The sequence below is a fragment of the Micromonospora musae genome, assembly GCF_003626545.1.
Lineage (GTDB): Bacteria > Actinomycetota > Actinomycetes > Mycobacteriales > Micromonosporaceae > Micromonospora > Micromonospora musae.
Genome location: NZ_RAZS01000001.1, coordinates 125,459 through 142,038, shown reverse-complemented (window position 1 = coordinate 142,038; position 16,580 = coordinate 125,459). Strand labels below are relative to the sequence as shown.

Here is a 16,580-nt window from a genome sequence, read left to right as displayed (position 1 = left end):
CCCGGCGTGCTCTGCTCACACTCGACGGCGCCCGTTGTGACCCTCCGATGTCATCGCATGCCGCGCAGCGCGGTCTGCAGGCGTTCCTGAGCCCGGCGGCGGCGCTCGTTGCTCGCCCCGAGGACCAGCAGGAGGATCCCGACCGGGATCAGCGCCAGCCACGGACCGAAGGCGAAGAGCGCGTGGATCGCGGTGATCGCGGTGACCGTGGCGCCGACGATCACGGGGGCCTGCTGCCGGCTCGACGAGCCGAAGACGAGCACCGCGACCGCGCCGAGCAGCAGCAGCACCTGCCGGAGCGTGGTCGAGCCGGTGGCGAGCACGATCGCGAGGCTCGGCACGAACGCGGCGAGCAGCGCCGGACCGTACGCCACCCAGCTGCTCAGGTCGGGGCGGTGACGCAGCTCCAGCACCCCCACGAGCAGAGCCAGCGCCGCGAACGGCAGCGTGTACGCCTCGGGCAGCGCCACGTCGGCGACCCGCATGAGGATCCACCAGGCGGTGATCTCGCAGACCACCACCGCCCAGAACAGGATCCGTCGCTCCACCGGCCGCCGGTTGGGTCGCGTCGCGGCCACCCCGAGCACCGCGCCCCACGCCGCCAGCAGCGCGGCGATGTGCCGGGGCGAGTCGAACGCCAGCGCCAGCGCGATGAGCGCGGCCGCGTGCGCGCTCCACTCCACCGTGGCCGCCTCGCGTTGCGCCTCCGGACGGCGCAGCCGGGGCAGCATGGCGGCGAAGACCTGCAACGCGGCGCCGACCGCGAGGACCCCGAACGCCGACCAGACCGCGGCCAGTCCGGCGACGAGACCGGCTGTCAGCACGAAGAGCTGCGCCATCAGCGAGGCGAAGAGCCAGCCCAGGATCCGGGCGCGCTGCGTGGTGCCGAAGAGCGCGGCCACCGTACCGACGCCGACCGCTCCGCCGAGGGTGAAGAGGGTCAGCTCCCGGGTGGCGAGGCTGCCGGCGAGTCCCGCACCGCCCGCCGCCAGGCCGATCACGAAGACCAGCACCCGGGCCAGGCGTAGTGAGCGGGCCGGCTCGACCAGCGGCGGAGGTGGGGTCAGGGCGAGCCCGAGCATCGAGATGGTGAAGACGGCGAGCGCGGCGAGGGCGCTCGCCGGCCAGCCGCTGCCCAACGCTGTCGGAGCGATGAGCAGCGTGATCGCCGCGCCCGGCAGCACCACCGGTACCGCTCGCGCACGCCGACCGCCGCTGAAGCCGGTGGCCGCGAGCGTCGCCGTCGCGGTCAGCAGGAGCGCGGTGAGCACGTGCGTGGGATCCGCCGCCCCCGGCGGCGGGGTGAGCAGCTCCGGCGGTGGGCCCTGCCAGATCCGGGTCAGCGTCCGGTGCGGCTCGACCAGCGCCACCGCCAGGGCCTCGGCGATCGAGGCGAGCGCCAGCGCGGTGGGGAGCACGGCCGCGGCCAACGCCCCGGCGGCCGGGCTGACCCGCCAACGGCGCTGTTCCGGGCCGTCGAACCGGCGCAGCGCCCCGTCCAGCAGCACCGACCACCGTCGTACCGGCTCTGCCGCGCCGGTCGGCGGAGCGGTGGCCGCACGGACCAGCTCGGCAAGTACGCCGAGCAGCGCCGCCGCGGCCGCATACACGCCGACCGCTAGGCCGGTGGGGAACGCGGCCAGGGCACTGATGGTCGCGCCGCCGACCACGGCCACGCTGGCCCAGGGCAGGTACTGCGGGATGCGGCGGCGGGCCGCCGCCACCGCCGCGAGCCCGAGGCTGGACGCGGCGAGCGCCGCCGTCAGCACCACCTGCGCCGAGTGGCCGAACTCGGCGGCCAGCGCCGCGAGCGCGCCGGGCAGGGCGAGCAACGTGGCGCCCGCGGCGGCGCCGCCGATCTGCGCCAGGTGCGATGGCATGCCCTCGGTCTCGACGTCCTCCACCAGCGTTCCGGCGAGATTGCGGGCCAGCACGGCCACCACGACGCCGATCAGCGCGATGCTGAAGAGTGAGAGCGCGGTCGTCCAGGGCCGGACCAGTCCGGCGCCGGCGGCGTGCAGCGCCACCACCCCGGCGATCGTCGCCCGGGAAAGCGCGGCCCGTGGATCGAAGGACGCCGTGGCGGCCATCCCGAAGACGGCCGCCACCATGCCCCCGACCAGGACCGGCGACCACCACGGCAACGCGAACGCGGCCGGCGCGCCGATGGTGGCCAGCACCACGGCGACGCCGGCGACGTCGTAGCGCCACGGTCGGGGCAGGAGGACGGCGGCCGCGAGGGCGAGCAGCCCCAGGGCGATCGGCGCCTGCCAGGTGGAGCCTCCGGTGGGCGCGGCCGGCCAGTCGGAGAGATCACCGTTCCAGATCGGACCGGGGGTGGCGAGCACACCGACCCCGCCGCGCAGCGCGATCCAGCCGGCCGCCAGACCGATCAGCAGGCCGCCCACGGCGATGCCGAGGATCGGGCCGCGCCGCCACTCCTCGGGCATCGCCCGTGCCGCGACGGCCACCACGAGCACCAGTGCGGCGGTGACCGCGAGCTGCCCGCCGGGGGCGAGTACGGCCGCGATCCGGACCAACGTGGCGATCAGGGCGGCGGTCACCGCGGCGGCCGCGAGGTCCGATCCGTCCACGGTGCGGTCGGAGCGACGGCCCGCGTCGATCGACGGGGCCAGGAAGAGCAGCACCGCGGCGACCAGCAGCAGCGCGCCGACCCAGGCGTCCGCCACGGTGGCCCCGGGAGCACCGAACGCGGCTGCCGTCACCACCAGCGCGCCGAGCCCGGTGCCGACGGCGAGCGGCGCCGGAATGTGCCGCTGCGACACCTGGACGATCGCCGCGTACCCGAGGGTCACGCACACCGCCAGGAAGGCCGCCGCGAGCACCGGGACGGTCGCCTCACGAAGGCTCGCCGGGGTGGGAGTCGGATCCGCCGGCGTGGTGGCGGCGACGAACGCGGCCACCGCCCCCGGCAGGGCGAACGCCGCGCCGCCGGCCGCCCACGCCGAGACGATGTCGGCCGGTGCCGGTGCGATCCGGATCCGGGGGGCCACCGCGACCAGGACGCCCGCGAGGAAGAGCACCACCAGCACGGCGGCCGTCAGCGTGGGCCGCGCCAGGGCGGCGCCCGCCCCGAACAGGCCGACCACCGCCGCGCCGAATCCGTGCACCAGCGCGGCCCGTGGGGTGCGGGCGGAGAGGCCGGCCACGCCGAGGCCGACCGCCGCCAGCACCATAGGCCAGGGCGCGACCGTCCAGCTCAGACCGAACGACGCCGGTACGGCCAGCGCGGTCAGCGCCGCGCCCGCCACCGCGAACTCGCGGCGGATCTCCGGCGGCAGGGCCAGCACCGCGGCGACGGTGAGCAGGAAGGCGCTCGCAGCCAGCTGCCAGGCGGCCGGGCCGACCGCGGCGGCGAGCTCGGCGGGGTAGCGGTCGAGGTCGGCGGTCCAGGCGGGCAGCGCGGCGCGCACCGGTGCGACCCCGGCGCGCAGCGCGTTCCCGGCGACCAGCAGCCCGCTCACCGTGAGCGCCACTGCCGAGGCGAGTTGCGGGCCGCGTCGGGCCGCCTCCGGCAGGGCCCGGACGGCCAGGCCGGTGATCGCGATGACCGCCGCGATCAGCAGGAGCGCGCGACCCGGCAGGGCCACCGAGGCGACCCGACTCAACGCGCCGATGACCGCGAGGGTGAGGATGCCCGCGCCGAGGTCCGGCAGGGGCGGGCGGCGCAGCGCGAGGGCTCCGGCCATCCCGACGACCGCAGCGAGCAGCAACACCAGCCCGGCGGCGGTGGCCGCCGGCACGGTGCTCGCGCGGAGCAGGGCGGTCACCGCGTACGCCAGGGCGATCGCGACGGCGATCCCGTGCAGCACCCAGGTCAGCCCGCGTAGCCCGGGCACCGGACGGGGCCGGGAGTCGACGGCCGCCGGATCCGCTGCCGCGACGGTCTCGCCGGCCTCCTCCGGCGCGCCCTCGGGACGGGTCTCGGCGGGGCGCTGCCGGGGCGTGGGCGGGGCTGCCGGGGAGGTGGGTGACGGCTCCGGCAGGTCGCGCCGGACCGGTCGTTCCACGGCCACCGCGGAGCGGGCCAGCCAGAGGTCGAGCAGCGCGACCACGGTCAGTGCCAGGGCCCAGCCGGAAGGTCCGGTGATCCGGTCGTACGCCAGCAGCGGCACCACCGGCTGGGCGGCGAGCACGGTGGCGAAGCGGGGTGCGCGCAGCCCCGTCCAGGCGGCGTAGCCGATCGAGACGGCGGCGGTCACCAGGAGGATCAGCCCGGCGAAGACCGTGCCGGAGGCGCCGCCGTTGCCGATCCGGTCCACCGCCCAGAGCGCGTACCCGGCGAGCGGCACCAACAGCAGACCGACCGTGGCGATGGTCTCGGCGGTGGAGGTGAGCCCACGCCGGGCCAGCACCGGTGGCGCGAGCAGCAGCAGCACGGTGGCGACGAGCAGGATGCCGAGCCGTACGAGCGCGTCCATCGAGCTCGTCGCCACCGCGGCGAAGACCACCGCGGCCACGCCGAGCAGCAGTGCGCCGAGCCCGAGCGGGATGTTCTGCACCTCCCGCGAGGAGGCCTCCGGCGGGTGCTCGGGGTCGTCGACGTCCAGCCAGGTCACCGGCGGTGGCGGCGGCGGTGGTTCGGCGGAGCCGGGTGAAGTGCCCTGCCGGGGGACGCGGGGTGGCGCGCCGGTGGCGGCGGTCGGTGGACGCCGGCCGGGACGGCGGCGCAGCACCCGGTGCGGTCGGGTGGCCTGCTTGGTCCGCTCCTCGCCGGCGTGCGCGAGGATGTCCCGCTGGAAGAGGGCGGCCTGCATCTTCGCGGCGATCTGCCGCTGCTCCCGGGCGATGGCGGCCTCGCGGGCCTTCATCTCCGCGATGGACCGCTCGATCTCCGCCAGGTGCTCGACCCACTGTGGTTGGTCGGCGCCGCAGTGCGGGCACCGGTCGGCCGGTTTGATCTCCCGACCGCACGCCGAGCACTGAAAGGTCGCCACGACATCCCCCCACCCGCACTGTGGACCCTCACTGTCGCAGCATGCCCAAATCCGGCGCGATTTTCGACAGTTGTCGGCGGGTCCAGGACAAACGAGCCGGCCGGGAAGAGGAAACGGCCGGCCGCGGAGTAGCTCCGCGGCCGGCCGTCGTGGCGATCCTGATCAGGGGCGACCCATGCCCCGGTACTCCCAGCCGGCCTGCGTCCACAGTGCCGGGTCGAGGCAGTTGCGCCCGTCGACGACCTTGCGGCCGGCGACCAGCTCGCCGAGCGCGACCGGGTCGGCGTTGCGGAAGTCGGCCCATTCGGTGAGCACGCAGACCAGGTCCGCGCCGGTCACCGCTTCGGTCATGGTGCTCTCGTAAGTCAGCTCGGGCATCGCCCGGCGGGCGTTCTCCATGCCCTGCGGGTCGAAGACGTGCACGTCCGCGCCGGCCTTGCGCAGCAGCCCGGCGACGGCGAGCGCCGGGGCGTCGCGTACGTCGTCGGTGTTGGGCTTGAAGGTGGCGCCGAGCACGGCGATCCGGGTGCCGGAGAGGTCGGGGCCGGCCGGGCCGGTGCGGCGGCTGAGGAGGTCCGCGGCGAGCTGGAGCACGCGGGTACGGCGGCGGAGGTTGATCAGGTCGACCTCGTGCAGGAAGCGCAGCGCCTCACCGGCACCCAGCTCCTGCGCCCGGGCCTGGAAGGCGCGGATGTCCTTGGGCAGGCAGGCGCCACCGAAGCCGAGACCGGCCTGGAGGAACCGGTTGCCGATCCGTGGGTCGAAGCCGATCGCGCGGGCGAGCTGGGTGACGTCGCCGCCGGCGACCTCGCAGACCTCGGCCATCGCGTTGATGAAGGAGATCTTGGTGGCGAGGAAGGCGTTCGCGGCGACCTTGACCAGCTCGGCGGTGGCGAAGTCGGTCACCACCAGCGGCACCTCGCGGTCCTCGGTGGCGGCCAGGTCGAAGACGCCCTTGTGCGCGGCGTAGAGCATGCCGTTGGCCCACTCGCTCTTCACGCCGACGACGATCCGGTTGGGGCGGAGCACGTCGTCGACGGCGAAGCCCTCCTGGAGGAACTCCGGGCTCCACGCGACCTCGACCCCGAGGTCGGCCGGCGTGTGCTTGCCGACGAGCTGCTCCACCCACTCGGCGGTGCCGACCGGAACCGTCGACTTGCCGACGATCAGCGCCTTGCGGGTGAGGTGCTGCGCGAGGCCGGTCACCGACGCCTCGACGTACGACAGGTCGGCGCCCATGCCGTCGGCGCGCTGCGGGGTGCCGACGCAGATGAAGTGCACGTCACCGAAGTCGGCGGTCTCGGCGATGTCGGTGCTGAACCGCAGCCGGCCGGCCGCGAGGTTGCGCCGGAGCAGCTCGTCGAGGCCGGGCTCGTGGATCGGCACCTGACCCGCGTTGAGCATTGCGATCTTGTCGGCGTCGACGTCGAAGCCGAGCACCTCGTAGCCCAGCTCCGCGTAGCAGATGGCGTAGGTCGCACCGAGGTAGCCGGTGCCCAGGAAGGTCACCCGGGGCCGGGATGCGCCCGACGGCGGCGTCACCGCGGCGATGGGATGCACCGGCTGGCTGTTGGGGTACGGAATCGTCACGCCTGTCTTCTCCGCTCGCACTGGGCGGCGCACCGTCGCGTCGCTACTGCTGCGGCGCCTGGCCGGGCACCGGAGGGCACTGCTCGTCTTTCTATGGTTGCCGGGCGGCGGCGTTACCCGTCGAGAACGAGCCTACGCCGCGGTAACTTGTACCTGAACCTTGGTCGCTATCCTTCAGTCTGCGCGGTCCGCGGTCAGGAGACGGTACAGACTGCGCATGATAGCGGTGAAGGGGAGGGGCCGGCATGGCCGCAGAGGAGTCGTTCGACGTCTACCGGTTGCCCGAGGAGCACGAGGCGATCCGCGAGGCGGTCCGGGAGGTCTGTGCGGCGAAGGTGGCGCCGAACGCCGCCGAGGCCGACGAGACCGGTGAGTTCCCGAAGGCGTCCTACGACGCGTTGCGCGCGGCGGACTTCCACGCTCCGCACATCCCGGTCGAGTACGGCGGCGCCGGCGCGGACGCGCTGGCCACGGCGGTGGTGATCGAGGAGGTGGCCCGGGCCTGCGCCGCGTCCTCGCTGATCCCGGCGGTGAACAAGCTCGGCACCATGCCGCTGCTGCTGGCCGGCTCGGAGGAGCTCAAGCGCCGCTACCTGACGCCGGTCGCGAGCGGCGAGGCGATGTTCTCGTACTGCCTCTCGGAGCCGGAGGCCGGCAGCGACGCGGCGTCGATGACCACCCGGGCGGTGCGTGACGGGGATCACTGGGTGCTCAACGGTGTGAAGCGGTGGATCACGAACGCGGGGGTCTCCGAGTACTACACCGTCTTCGCGGTCACCGACCCGTCCGCCCGTTCGAAGGGCATCTCCGCGTTCGTGGTGGAGAAGTCGGATCCGGGCGTGAGCTTCGGCGCGCCGGAGAAGAAGCTCGGTATCAAGGGCTCCCCGACGCGCGAGGTCTACCTGGACAACGTGCGGATCCCCGTGGACCGGATGATCGGTGCGGAGGGGAGCGGTTTCGCCACCGCGATGCGCACCCTGGACCACACCCGGGTCACCATCGCCGCGCAGGCGCTCGGCATCGCGCAGGGCGCGCTCGACTACGCCAAGGGCTACGTCCAGGAGCGCAAGCAGTTCGGCAAGGCGGTCGCCGAGTTCCAGGGTGTCCAGTTCATGCTCGCCGACATGGGCATGAAGCTGGAGGCGGCGCGGCAGTTGACGTACGCGGCGGCGGGCAAGTCCGAGCGTGGTGACGCCGACCTCACGTACTTCGGGGCGGCGGCCAAGTGCTTCGCCTCGGACGCGGCCATGGAGATCACCACCGACGCGGTGCAGCTGCTCGGCGGCTACGGCTACACCAGGGACTACCCGGTCGAGCGGATGATGCGGGACGCCAAGATCACCCAGATCTACGAGGGCACCAACCAGGTGCAGCGCATCGTGATGGCCCGCCAGCTGCTGCGCGGCTGACGCGGCGTACCTCGTCGAACCCGGCCCGCCGCTCGGCGGCGGGTCGGGGCGGGTCGGGGGCGGGCCGGCGGTGCCGGCCCGCCCACGGGTCAGCGGATGCCGGGGCTGTCCTCCGGCTTACGGGGCGGGGCGGACCACGGCGACTCCCCGCCGTTGCGCCGGGGGAGCGGCTCGGTCGGCGTGGAGTCCGGGTAGGCCAGGGTGATCGGGGCGGCGGTGTCCCGCTCCGGCGAGGCCACCGGCGGCCAGTCGGTGAGCGTTACGTCGCTCTCCGTGCTCTTCTCCGACTCGGCGGGCGCCGGCTCGCTCGCCGGTGCCGGCCAGGCCCGCCAACGCTGCAGACTGAACGCCGCCATGATCAGCATCGTGCCGATCAGGAAGAGTGTGCCGTTCTCCACCGGCACCTGCAGCGGCAGCGGGTCGCCCAGCACCTTCCACCCGTCCGGGATCCGGTCGCGTACCTCGTACGGCGCCACGAACATCCCGATGTACGGGACGACCAGTAGCAGCCCGGCCAGCAGCGGGCCGACCGGCGAGAAACGCAGCGTGCCGAGCAGGCCCAGCAGGATGCCACCGGCAGCGAGGTAGACGGCCGGCTCGATCAGGTTGGCCGTGTTGAACTTTCCTATCTCCACCCAGCGGCCGATCGTGCCGCTCGACCCGTCCTGCCCGAGCGTGACCAGCACCCAGGTGACAGGCGCCACCACCAACCCTGCGAGGAAGCTCCAGAGATGTCGCATCCGCGCACCGTACCGTTTTCGTCATGAACGAGCACCCCTCCACCTCGCCGGCGGGCAAGCCGACGTCGTACTCCCGGGTCACGTTGAGCCGGATCATGACCGCAGTGGACGTCAACCTGTACGGCACCGTGCACGGTGGCGTGCTGATGAAGTTCGTGGACGACGTGGCGGGCGCCGCCGCCGCCCGGCACAGCGGCGGAACGGCGGTCACCGCCGCCATCGACGAGATCGTCTTCTCCGAGCCGGTCCGGGTCGGCGACCTGTTGCACGCGCACGCCCAGGTGAACTGGACCGGTCACAGCTCGATGGAGGTCGGGGTCCGGGTGGTGGCCGAGCGGTGGGACTCGGCCGAGGACGAGCCGCTGCGGGTGGCCACCGCGTACCTGGTGTTCGTCAGCGTCGACGTGGGCGGCGCGCCCCGCCCGGTCCGGCCGGTGCTGCCGGAGACGGCCGAGGACGAGCGGCGCTTCCGGGAGGCGGAGATCCGGCGGGCGCATCGGCTGGCCCGCCGCCGCGCGATCCAGGCCCATCGCGCCGGCTGACCCCCGCGCAGGGGCTCCCGCCCGACTCTCCCCGTGGCGCCGGGCCCCGGCGGCCGAGGTGTGAGTGCGCCGGCCGTCGCCCACACCGGTGGCCGCCCCGGCATGTGGCTCGGCCACGCCCCTTCCGGGGCGGCGGGTGCGGAGAATGGCGCTTCGACGTAAGAGGGTGGTTGAGAAGGCTCAACCACCCTCTAAGGCAAGATGGCGCCACGGCCCACGCACAGAGTCGTGTCCGGGCCAGGGGAGGGCAGAGCAGTGGGTGACGTGCTGTGGACGCCGCCGGCGGACGTACGTGAGCGGTCCCGGATCGGGGCGTACCTGCGCTGGCTGCGGGAACACCGCGGCCTGGACTTCGCCGACTACGACGCGCTGTGGCGCTGGTCGGTCACCGATCTGGACGCGTTCTGGCGTTCGATCTGGGACCACTTCGAGGTGGTGGCGCACACGCCGCCGACCGCCACGTTGACCGGCCGGGGCATGTCCGGGGCGCGGTGGTTCCCCGGGGCGACGCTGAACTACGCCGAGAACGTGCTGCGTATGCCCGGCCGCCTCGACGCCGACCCGGTGGTGATCGCGCACGGGCAGACCCGCCCGCCGGTCACCCTCACCGCCGCCGAGCTGCGCGAGCAGGTCCGGCGGGTCGCCGCGGGGCTGCGCCGGCTGGGAGTCGTCGAGGGCGACCGGGTGGCGGCGTACGCGCCGAACATCCCGGAGACGTACGTGCTCCTGCTCGCCGCGGCCAGCCTCGGCGCGATCTTCACCTCCTGCGCGCCCGAGTTCGGTACGCGGAGCGTCACCGACCGGTGGCAGCAGATCGAGCCGACGGTGCTGGTCGCCGTCGACGGCTACCGGTACGGCCCGAAGGCGGTGGACCGGCGCGCCGAGGTGGCCGCGATCCGGGCCGCCCTGCCGTCGCTGCGGCACACCGTCGGCATCGGCTACCTCGACCCGGCGGCCGTGCCCGAGGGGGCGATCTCCTGGAGCGAGCTGGCCGCGCCCACCGACGAGCCGCTCCCCTTCACCCCGGTCGCCTTCGACCACCCGCTCTACGTGCTCTACTCCTCCGGCACCACCGGCCTGCCCAAGCCGATCGTGCACGGGCACGGGGGAATCCTGCTGGAGCACCTGAAGATGCTCGCCCTGCACCACGACCTGGGCCCGGCCGACCGGTTCCTCTGGTTCACCACCACCGGCTGGATGATGTGGAACTTCCTGGTCTCCGGGCCGGCGGTGGGTGCGGCGATCGTGCTCTTCGACGGCAACCCGGGCCACCCGGACCTGAGCGCGCTCTGGCGGCTCGCCGAGGAGACGGGCACGACGTACTTCGGTACCTCCGCGCCGTTCCTGCTGGCCTGCCGGAAGGCCGGGGTGGTCCCGAAGGAGGTCGCCGACCTCTCCGCGCTGCGCGGCCTCGGCTCCACCGGCGCGCCGCTGCCCGTCGAGGGCTTCACCTGGGTGTACGAGACGGTCGGCGACCACCTGCAGCTCCAGTCCCTCTCCGGCGGCACGGACGTCTGCACCGGTTTCGTCGGCGGGGTGCCGCTGCTGCCGGTGCACGCCGGTGAGATCACCTGCCGGGCTCTCGGGGCGAAGGTCGAGGCGCGCGCGGCGGACGGCAGCGCGGTCGTCGACGAGCTGGGCGAGCTGGTGATCACCGAGCCGATGCCGAGCATGCCGGTGGGCTTCTGGAACGACGCGGACGGTTCCCGCTACCGGGAGGCGTACTTCGACGTCTATCCGGGGGTGTGGCGGCACGGCGACTGGATCACGATCAACTCCCGGGGCGGCTGTGTGATCACCGGTCGCTCCGACGCCACGCTCAACCGAGGTGGCGTACGCCTCGGCACGGCCGAGTTCTACTCGGTGGTGGAGGGGCTGGCCGAGGTGGTCGACTCGGTGGTCGTGCACCTGGAGGACGACGAGGGCGGCGCCGGCGAGCTGCTGCTCTTCGTGGTGCTCGCCGACGGGCTGGAGCTGGACGACGAGCTGCGGAAGAAGATCGCCCGGGAGCTGCGTACCGCGTTGTCGCCGCGGCACGTGCCCGACGAGATCCACCAGGTACGCGCGGTGCCGCGCACGCTCTCCGCGAAGAAGCTCGAGGTGCCGGTCAAGAAGATCCTCACCGGCACGCCGGTCGACCGCGCGGCCGCCACGGGAGCCCTCGCCAACCCGGAGTCGCTCACCGCCTTCGCGCAGCTCGCCCAGCGGCGCGCTCCGCAGGACGACCCCACCCCCGCCTGAGCCCCCGCGCCTCGACGGGGCGCGGGGGACGAGGTGTCAGGCGACGGTCCGGGTGACCTTCTCCGCGACCAGCCGGTCGGGGAGGCGGGTCGGGTCCAGGTTGCCGCAGAGCACGACGCTGGCGCCGACGGACAGGGGTGCGAGCAGCCACTCCACCGGCTCGGGGTGACGGACCACGTCGATCAGCGCCCGGTCGCCAACGGCCAGGCCGAACTCCGTCGCGCGCTCCCGCGCTCGGGCGAGCAGGTCCGCGTCGGCCGCGCCGCCCGAGGAGCGCGGGGTGAAGTGGTCGCCGTGGCCGCGTACCTCCAGCACGTAGTCGGCGAAGCCGGTGGGCACCTCGCGCATCGGCAGGGCGAACGGGTCGAGCGCGAGCGCGTACCGCTCACCGGCCGGCCAGGCGTCGGTCTCGGTCACCCGGGTCACGGCCGCGAAGAGCACGTCGACCGGGCCCGGCGCCTCGGCCACGGTGAGCCCGGCCGACCAGCAGCCGAGCAGCACCGCGGCGGTCTGCCAGTGCGGCGGAAGGAGCACCCCGGCGCTGTCGTCGGGCCCCACGGCCACCTCGTCGACGAGCAGGTTGGCCGTCTTGGCCACCCAGTTGGCCAGCGTCGCGCCGGAGAGTTCGGTGCGTTCGCCGGTGGCGTCGTCGTACCAGGTGAGCAGCGGTCGGGTCGGGTCGGGTGCGATCGCGTCGGCGAAGACCCGGGCAATGTTCTCGGCCATCGGCGCGAACGATACGCCGCCGCCGTCCGTACCTGATGGCGATGACAAGTACGCGTACCGTCGGGTCGCAGTCAGCGTCGGAGGTGGGCTGCGGCGTAGGCTTGCCACCGGAGTGTTGTTCCCCACAGACCCGCCAGCAAGGAGTCGCCCCGTGACCGCCGGTCGCCCGCCCCGCGTGCTCATCGACGCCACGAGTGTCCCCGCCGACCGTGGCGGCGTCGGTAGATACGTCGACGGCCTGCTCGGAGCGTTGGGCAAGGTCTGTGGGTCGGGTGTGGATCTGGCGGTGGTGAGCCTCCGCACCGATCTCGAGCGCTACTCGCGGATGCTGCCCGGCGCCGAGATCGTGCCGGCCCCGGCGGCGGTCGCGCACCGGCCGGCCCGGCTCGCCTGGGAGCAGACGGGGCTGCCGATGCTGGCCCAGCAGCTCGGCGCGCAGGTGCTGCACTCGCCCTTCTACACCTGTCCGCTGCGCGCGGGTTGTCCGGTCACGGTGACCGTGCACGACGCGACCTTCTTCACCGAGCCCGAGCACTACGACAAGTCGCGTCGCACCTTCTTCCGCAGCGCCATCAAGACGTCGCTGCGCCGGGCCGACCGGGTGATCGTGCCGAGCAAGGCCACCCGGGACGAGCTGATCCGCCTGCTGGACGCCGATCCGACCCGGATCGACGTGGCCTACCACGGGGTCGACCACGCCGCGTTCCACGCGCCCGGCGAGGAGGAGAAGGCTCGGGTACGCGCCCGCCTCGGGCTCGGCAGCAGCAGCTACATCGCCTTCCTCGGCGCCAAGGAGCCGCGTAAGAACGTCCCGAACCTTATTCGGGGCTGGGCGCGAGCGGTCGCCGACCGTCCGAACCCGCCCGCACTGGTGATCGCCGGTGGTCAGGGGCACGACGACGACATCGACCGCGCGGTCGCCGAGGTGCCCGCGCACCTGCGGCTGCTGCGTCCGGGTTATCTGCGCTACGCGGACCTGCCCGGCTTCCTCGGCGGGGCGTTGGTGGCCGCCTACCCGTCCTACGGGGAGGGTTTCGGGTTGCCGATCCTGGAGGCGATGGCGTGCGCCGCCCCGGTGCTCACCACGCCGCGGCTCTCGCTGCCCGAGGTGGGCGGTGACGCCGTGGCGTACACCAGCGAGAGCCCCGACCAGGTGGCGGCCGATCTGGCCGCCCTGCTGGACGACGAGCCGCGCCGGTTGACGCTGGCCAAGGCGGGCTTCGACCGGGCGAAGGAGTTCACCTGGGAGTCCAGCGCCGAGGTGCACATCGCGGCCTGGACGCGGGCCCGGTCCTGACGTCCGTCGAAACCGCCGGTTGGCACGTGCGTCGGTCGGGCATGATGTGCTGATGCTCTATGCCGTCATCCCGGCGGGAGGCAGTGGCACAAGGTTGTGGCCGCTGTCCCGTGCCGGGCATCCCAAGTTCCTGCACCCGCTCACCGGAACGTCCGCCTCGCTGCTGCAGGCGACGGTGGAGCGGCTGGCGCCGCTGACATCACCCGAGCGGACGCTGGTGGTCACGGGGGCTGCGCACGTGACGGCGGTGGCGCGGCAGCTCGCCGGCCTGCCGGAGGAGAACATCCTCGTCGAGCCGTCGCCCCGGGACTCCTGCGCGGCGATCGCGCTGGCCGCGGCCGTGATCGCGTTGCGGGACCCGGATGCGTTGATGGGCTCCTTCGCCGCCGACCATCTCATCGGCGACCCGCACCGCTGGGCGGAGACGGTGCGGGAGGCGATGCGCGGCGCCGAGCAGGGGATGCTGATGACGGTCGGGATCACGCCGACCCGGGCCGAGACCGGCTACGGCTACCTGGAGTGCGGCGACCTGGTGGGCAACGGCCCGATGCGCATGGTCGCCGAGTTCAAGGAGAAGCCCGCCGCCGAGGTGGCCGAGGCATACTTCCGCTCCGGTCGGCACCTCTGGAACGCCAGCATGTTCGTCTGGCGGGTGGACGTCTTCCTCGCCGAGCTGGCCCGGCAGCAGCCCGGCCTGCACGCCGGCGTCACCGCGATCTCGGCGGCGTGGGAAACCCCGGAGCAGGACGAGGTGCTGGGCGCGGTCTGGCCCACGCTGCCGAAGATCTCCGTCGACTACGCGGTCATGGAGGGTGCCGCGACGGCCGGGCGGGTGGCGACGGTCCCCGGTGACTTCGGCTGGAACGACGTCGGCGACTTCCACACGTTGGGCGACGTGCTGCCGGCCGACCACACGGGCAACGTGGTGCTCGGTTCGGCCAAACCGGGCGTCCTGCTGCGGGACAGCACGGGCCTCGTCGTGGTGCCGCACTCGGGGCGCCTGGTGGCCGCGGTGGGCGTGCACGACCTCATCGTGGTGGACACTCCCGACGCGGTGCTGGTCTGCCCGCGGGACCGGGCGCAGGAGGTCAAGGCCCTGGTCGACGAGCTCAAGGAGCGGGGCGAAGAGGACTACGTCTGAGCGACGCGAGGGCGGGCGCGACGAGCTGGGCGGTCCCGTCGGCCAGCGGCTCGGGCAGCCGCTCCGGCGGGAACCAGCCGAGCGCGGTGGACTCGTCGCTGACTTGCTCCACCGCGCCCGCCGGGGCCAGGATCGCGAACCGGACGTCGTAGTGCAGCGAGCCGCCCTGGCAGCCGACCGGGTGGATGTCCACGTCGATCGGGACGGGGTCGATCCGCAGTCCGCCGATTCCGGATTCCTCGGTCGCCTCGCGCAGCGCGGCGGCGGCGAGCGTCCGGTCACCGGCCTCGCAGTGCCCGCCGAGCTGCACCCAGCGGTGGAACTTCCCGTGCAGGCAGAGCAGCACCCGGCTGCCGGTCGGGTCCAGCACCAGCGCACTCGCGGTGACGTGCCCGGCGCGGTGCTCCCGGCTCATCGCGACCGGCCCGGCGGTGAGCAGGGCCAGGACGCGGTCCCGCGCGGCCCCGGCGGCGGGGCTGGTGGGACGCCAGTCGGTCAGCACCGCGGTCGCGTCGGCGTGCAGCGCGGCGTACCTGTCCTCGGCGTCGACCGTGGTCGTGGCCGGGCTGCTCTGCGAGTCGTTCAGGGCATCGGGCATTCCGACACTGTACGAGTAGATCGGGCATCGAGCTGGCAGGCCACTGCTCCCTGACCAGCCGGGCGGGACGGCCGGGTGGCACCCCTGCGGTGCAAGGGCCGCAGACCCTCGTGGCGCCGCCCGGCCGCCGGTCCTCCCCGGCCCCGGTGCCCGGCCGCGCTGCGCAACGGACGCGCCGGCACCGGCGGGCACTGGAAGCATGCCCAACTCGCCCGGCGGACGTCGAGGTTTTTCAGCTCACGCTTAAAGATGGAGATAAGTGCCGGCCGGTAGAGTGCAAATGGTCGCCCGGCACCCCCCTGCCGGGCGAGCTGGAGCGCGCCATGTTGAAGATTTACTTTTCTGGCGAGGACGTCCTGCGGACCAGGGTCGCCCCGGCCGCCGACCCGGTCTGGGAGTTGGTCCTCAGCCTGCACCTCCTGCGAGGTCGCGGCCGGGACCCGCTGATGGCCACCTGGCGGCGGACGGTGGCGCGCGGGCTGCGCCAGGAGACCGCCTTCGCGCAGCTGCGTCTGCTGTTCGCGTTGAACCCGCCGACGGGATACTTCCCCGACTTCCTCACCCCGTACGCCAGTGTCGACGGCTTCGAAGCGGGGCTGGAGGCGGTCCGCAGCACGCCCATCCCGCTGCTCCGTCGTGACCTGGCCGTGCTCGCCGGGGAGAATCCGCTGCCGTCGTCGGCATCCGCGCTGGCCAGAGGCGAGCCGGAAGTGCTGCGGGCGCTGACCGACTCGATGGAGCGTTACCGGTCGGTGGCGATCAGCCCGTACTGGGGGCGGATCCAGGCCGCGGTGGAGGCCGACCGGACCCGCCGGGCCCGGGCCCTGCTCGACCGCGGTGTGGAGGGGTTGCTGAGCAGCCTGCGGCCGAGCATGCGCTGGGACTCGGGTGTGCTGGAGGTGCACGACTACCCGGACAGTCGTGAGTTGCATCTGGACGGTCGTGGGCTGCTGCTCGTGCCGTCGTTCTTCTGTGCGCGTACCCCCGTGGCGTTGCTCGACCCGGCGCTGCCGCCGGTCCTGGCCTATCCGGTGGACCGGATGGGTGGGCTGGGGTCGTCCGGCGCCGAGGTCGGATCGGGCCCCGGCCGGGAGGCGCTGGCCGCGCTGCTCGGCCGGACACGGGCGGCGGTGCTGGCGGCCAGCCACGACGGCTGCACCACCGGGGAGGTGGCCCGGCGACTGAACATCTCACCGGCGGCGGCGAGCCAGCACACGGCCGTGCTGCGCAACGCCGGGCTGCTGGTCAGTCAGCGGGACCGCAACACGGTGCTGCACACGCTGACCCCGCTCGGCCGCGCGGTCCTGGACGCCTGACAACGCCGGACCGAGGCCGCCG

At 73.7% G+C, this 16,580-nt stretch carries 11 protein-coding genes; 6 read left to right on the top strand and 5 right to left on the bottom strand.

The features are described 5' to 3' along the window. Positions 1-50 precede the first annotated feature (50 nt). A complete protein-coding gene (locus D7147_RS00640) occupies positions 51-4,958 on the bottom strand; it encodes an SCO7613 C-terminal domain-containing membrane protein (RefSeq protein WP_120673285.1) in 4,908 nt (1,635 codons plus the stop codon). A 162-nt stretch (positions 4,959-5,120) separates the two neighbouring features. Further along, a complete protein-coding gene (locus D7147_RS00635; protein ID WP_120673284.1) occupies positions 5,121-6,548 on the bottom strand; it encodes a UDP-glucose dehydrogenase family protein in 1,428 nt (475 codons plus the stop codon). Positions 6,549-6,793: 245 nt separating this feature from the next. Here D7147_RS00635 and D7147_RS00630 point away from each other — a divergent pair, with 245 nt between their 5' ends. Continuing rightward, a complete protein-coding gene (locus tag D7147_RS00630) occupies positions 6,794-7,957 on the top strand; it encodes an acyl-CoA dehydrogenase family protein (RefSeq protein ID WP_120673283.1) in 1,164 nt (387 codons plus the stop codon). A gap of 89 nt (positions 7,958-8,046) precedes the next feature. On the opposite strand, the gene D7147_RS00625 is transcribed toward D7147_RS00630, so the two are convergent. Beyond that, complete coding sequence (locus D7147_RS00625; protein WP_120673282.1) at positions 8,047-8,697, bottom strand: hypothetical protein; 651 nt, start codon at positions 8,695-8,697, stop codon at positions 8,047-8,049. A 23-nt stretch (positions 8,698-8,720) separates the two neighbouring features. On the opposite strand from D7147_RS00625, the gene D7147_RS00620 reads away from it, so the two are divergent. Continuing rightward, a complete protein-coding gene (locus D7147_RS00620) occupies positions 8,721-9,239 on the top strand; it encodes an acyl-CoA thioesterase (RefSeq protein ID WP_120673281.1) in 519 nt (172 codons plus the stop codon). A 255-nt stretch (positions 9,240-9,494) separates the two neighbouring features. Continuing rightward, positions 9,495-11,480 carry an acetoacetate--CoA ligase gene (locus D7147_RS00615; protein WP_120673280.1) on the top strand — a complete coding sequence of 662 codons (1,986 nt, stop codon included), beginning with the start codon at positions 9,495-9,497 and terminating at the stop codon, positions 11,478-11,480. A gap of 36 nt (positions 11,481-11,516) precedes the next feature. Here the strand turns inward: D7147_RS00615 and D7147_RS00610 are convergent, their stop codons facing one another. Then, complete coding sequence (locus tag D7147_RS00610) at positions 11,517-12,206, bottom strand: TIGR03089 family protein (RefSeq protein ID WP_120673279.1); 690 nt, start codon at positions 12,204-12,206, stop codon at positions 11,517-11,519. A gap of 151 nt (positions 12,207-12,357) precedes the next feature. Here D7147_RS00610 and D7147_RS00605 point away from each other — a divergent pair, with 151 nt between their 5' ends. Both D7147_RS00605 and D7147_RS00600 read left to right on the top strand, forming a co-directional pair. After that, positions 12,358-13,503: a glycosyltransferase family 4 protein gene (locus tag D7147_RS00605; protein WP_120673278.1), complete on the top strand. Its 1,146-nt coding sequence runs from the start codon at positions 12,358-12,360 to the stop codon at positions 13,501-13,503. A gap of 52 nt (positions 13,504-13,555) precedes the next feature. Then, positions 13,556-14,644 (top strand): mannose-1-phosphate guanylyltransferase, encoded by a 1,089-nt coding sequence (locus D7147_RS00600; protein ID WP_120673909.1) that lies wholly within the window; start codon positions 13,556-13,558, stop codon positions 14,642-14,644. On the opposite strand, the gene D7147_RS00595 is transcribed toward D7147_RS00600, so the two are convergent. Next, a complete protein-coding gene (locus D7147_RS00595; RefSeq protein ID WP_407663303.1) occupies positions 14,613-15,146 on the bottom strand; it encodes an NUDIX hydrolase in 534 nt (177 codons plus the stop codon). The two genes, D7147_RS00600 and D7147_RS00595, sit on opposite strands and share 32 nt — an antisense overlap. 419 nt (positions 15,147-15,565) lie before the next feature. Between D7147_RS00595 and D7147_RS00590 the strand changes: the two genes are divergently transcribed. Continuing rightward, complete coding sequence (locus tag D7147_RS00590) at positions 15,566-16,558, top strand: ArsR/SmtB family transcription factor (protein WP_120673276.1); 993 nt, start codon at positions 15,566-15,568, stop codon at positions 16,556-16,558. The last annotated feature ends 22 nt before the right edge of the window (positions 16,559-16,580 follow it).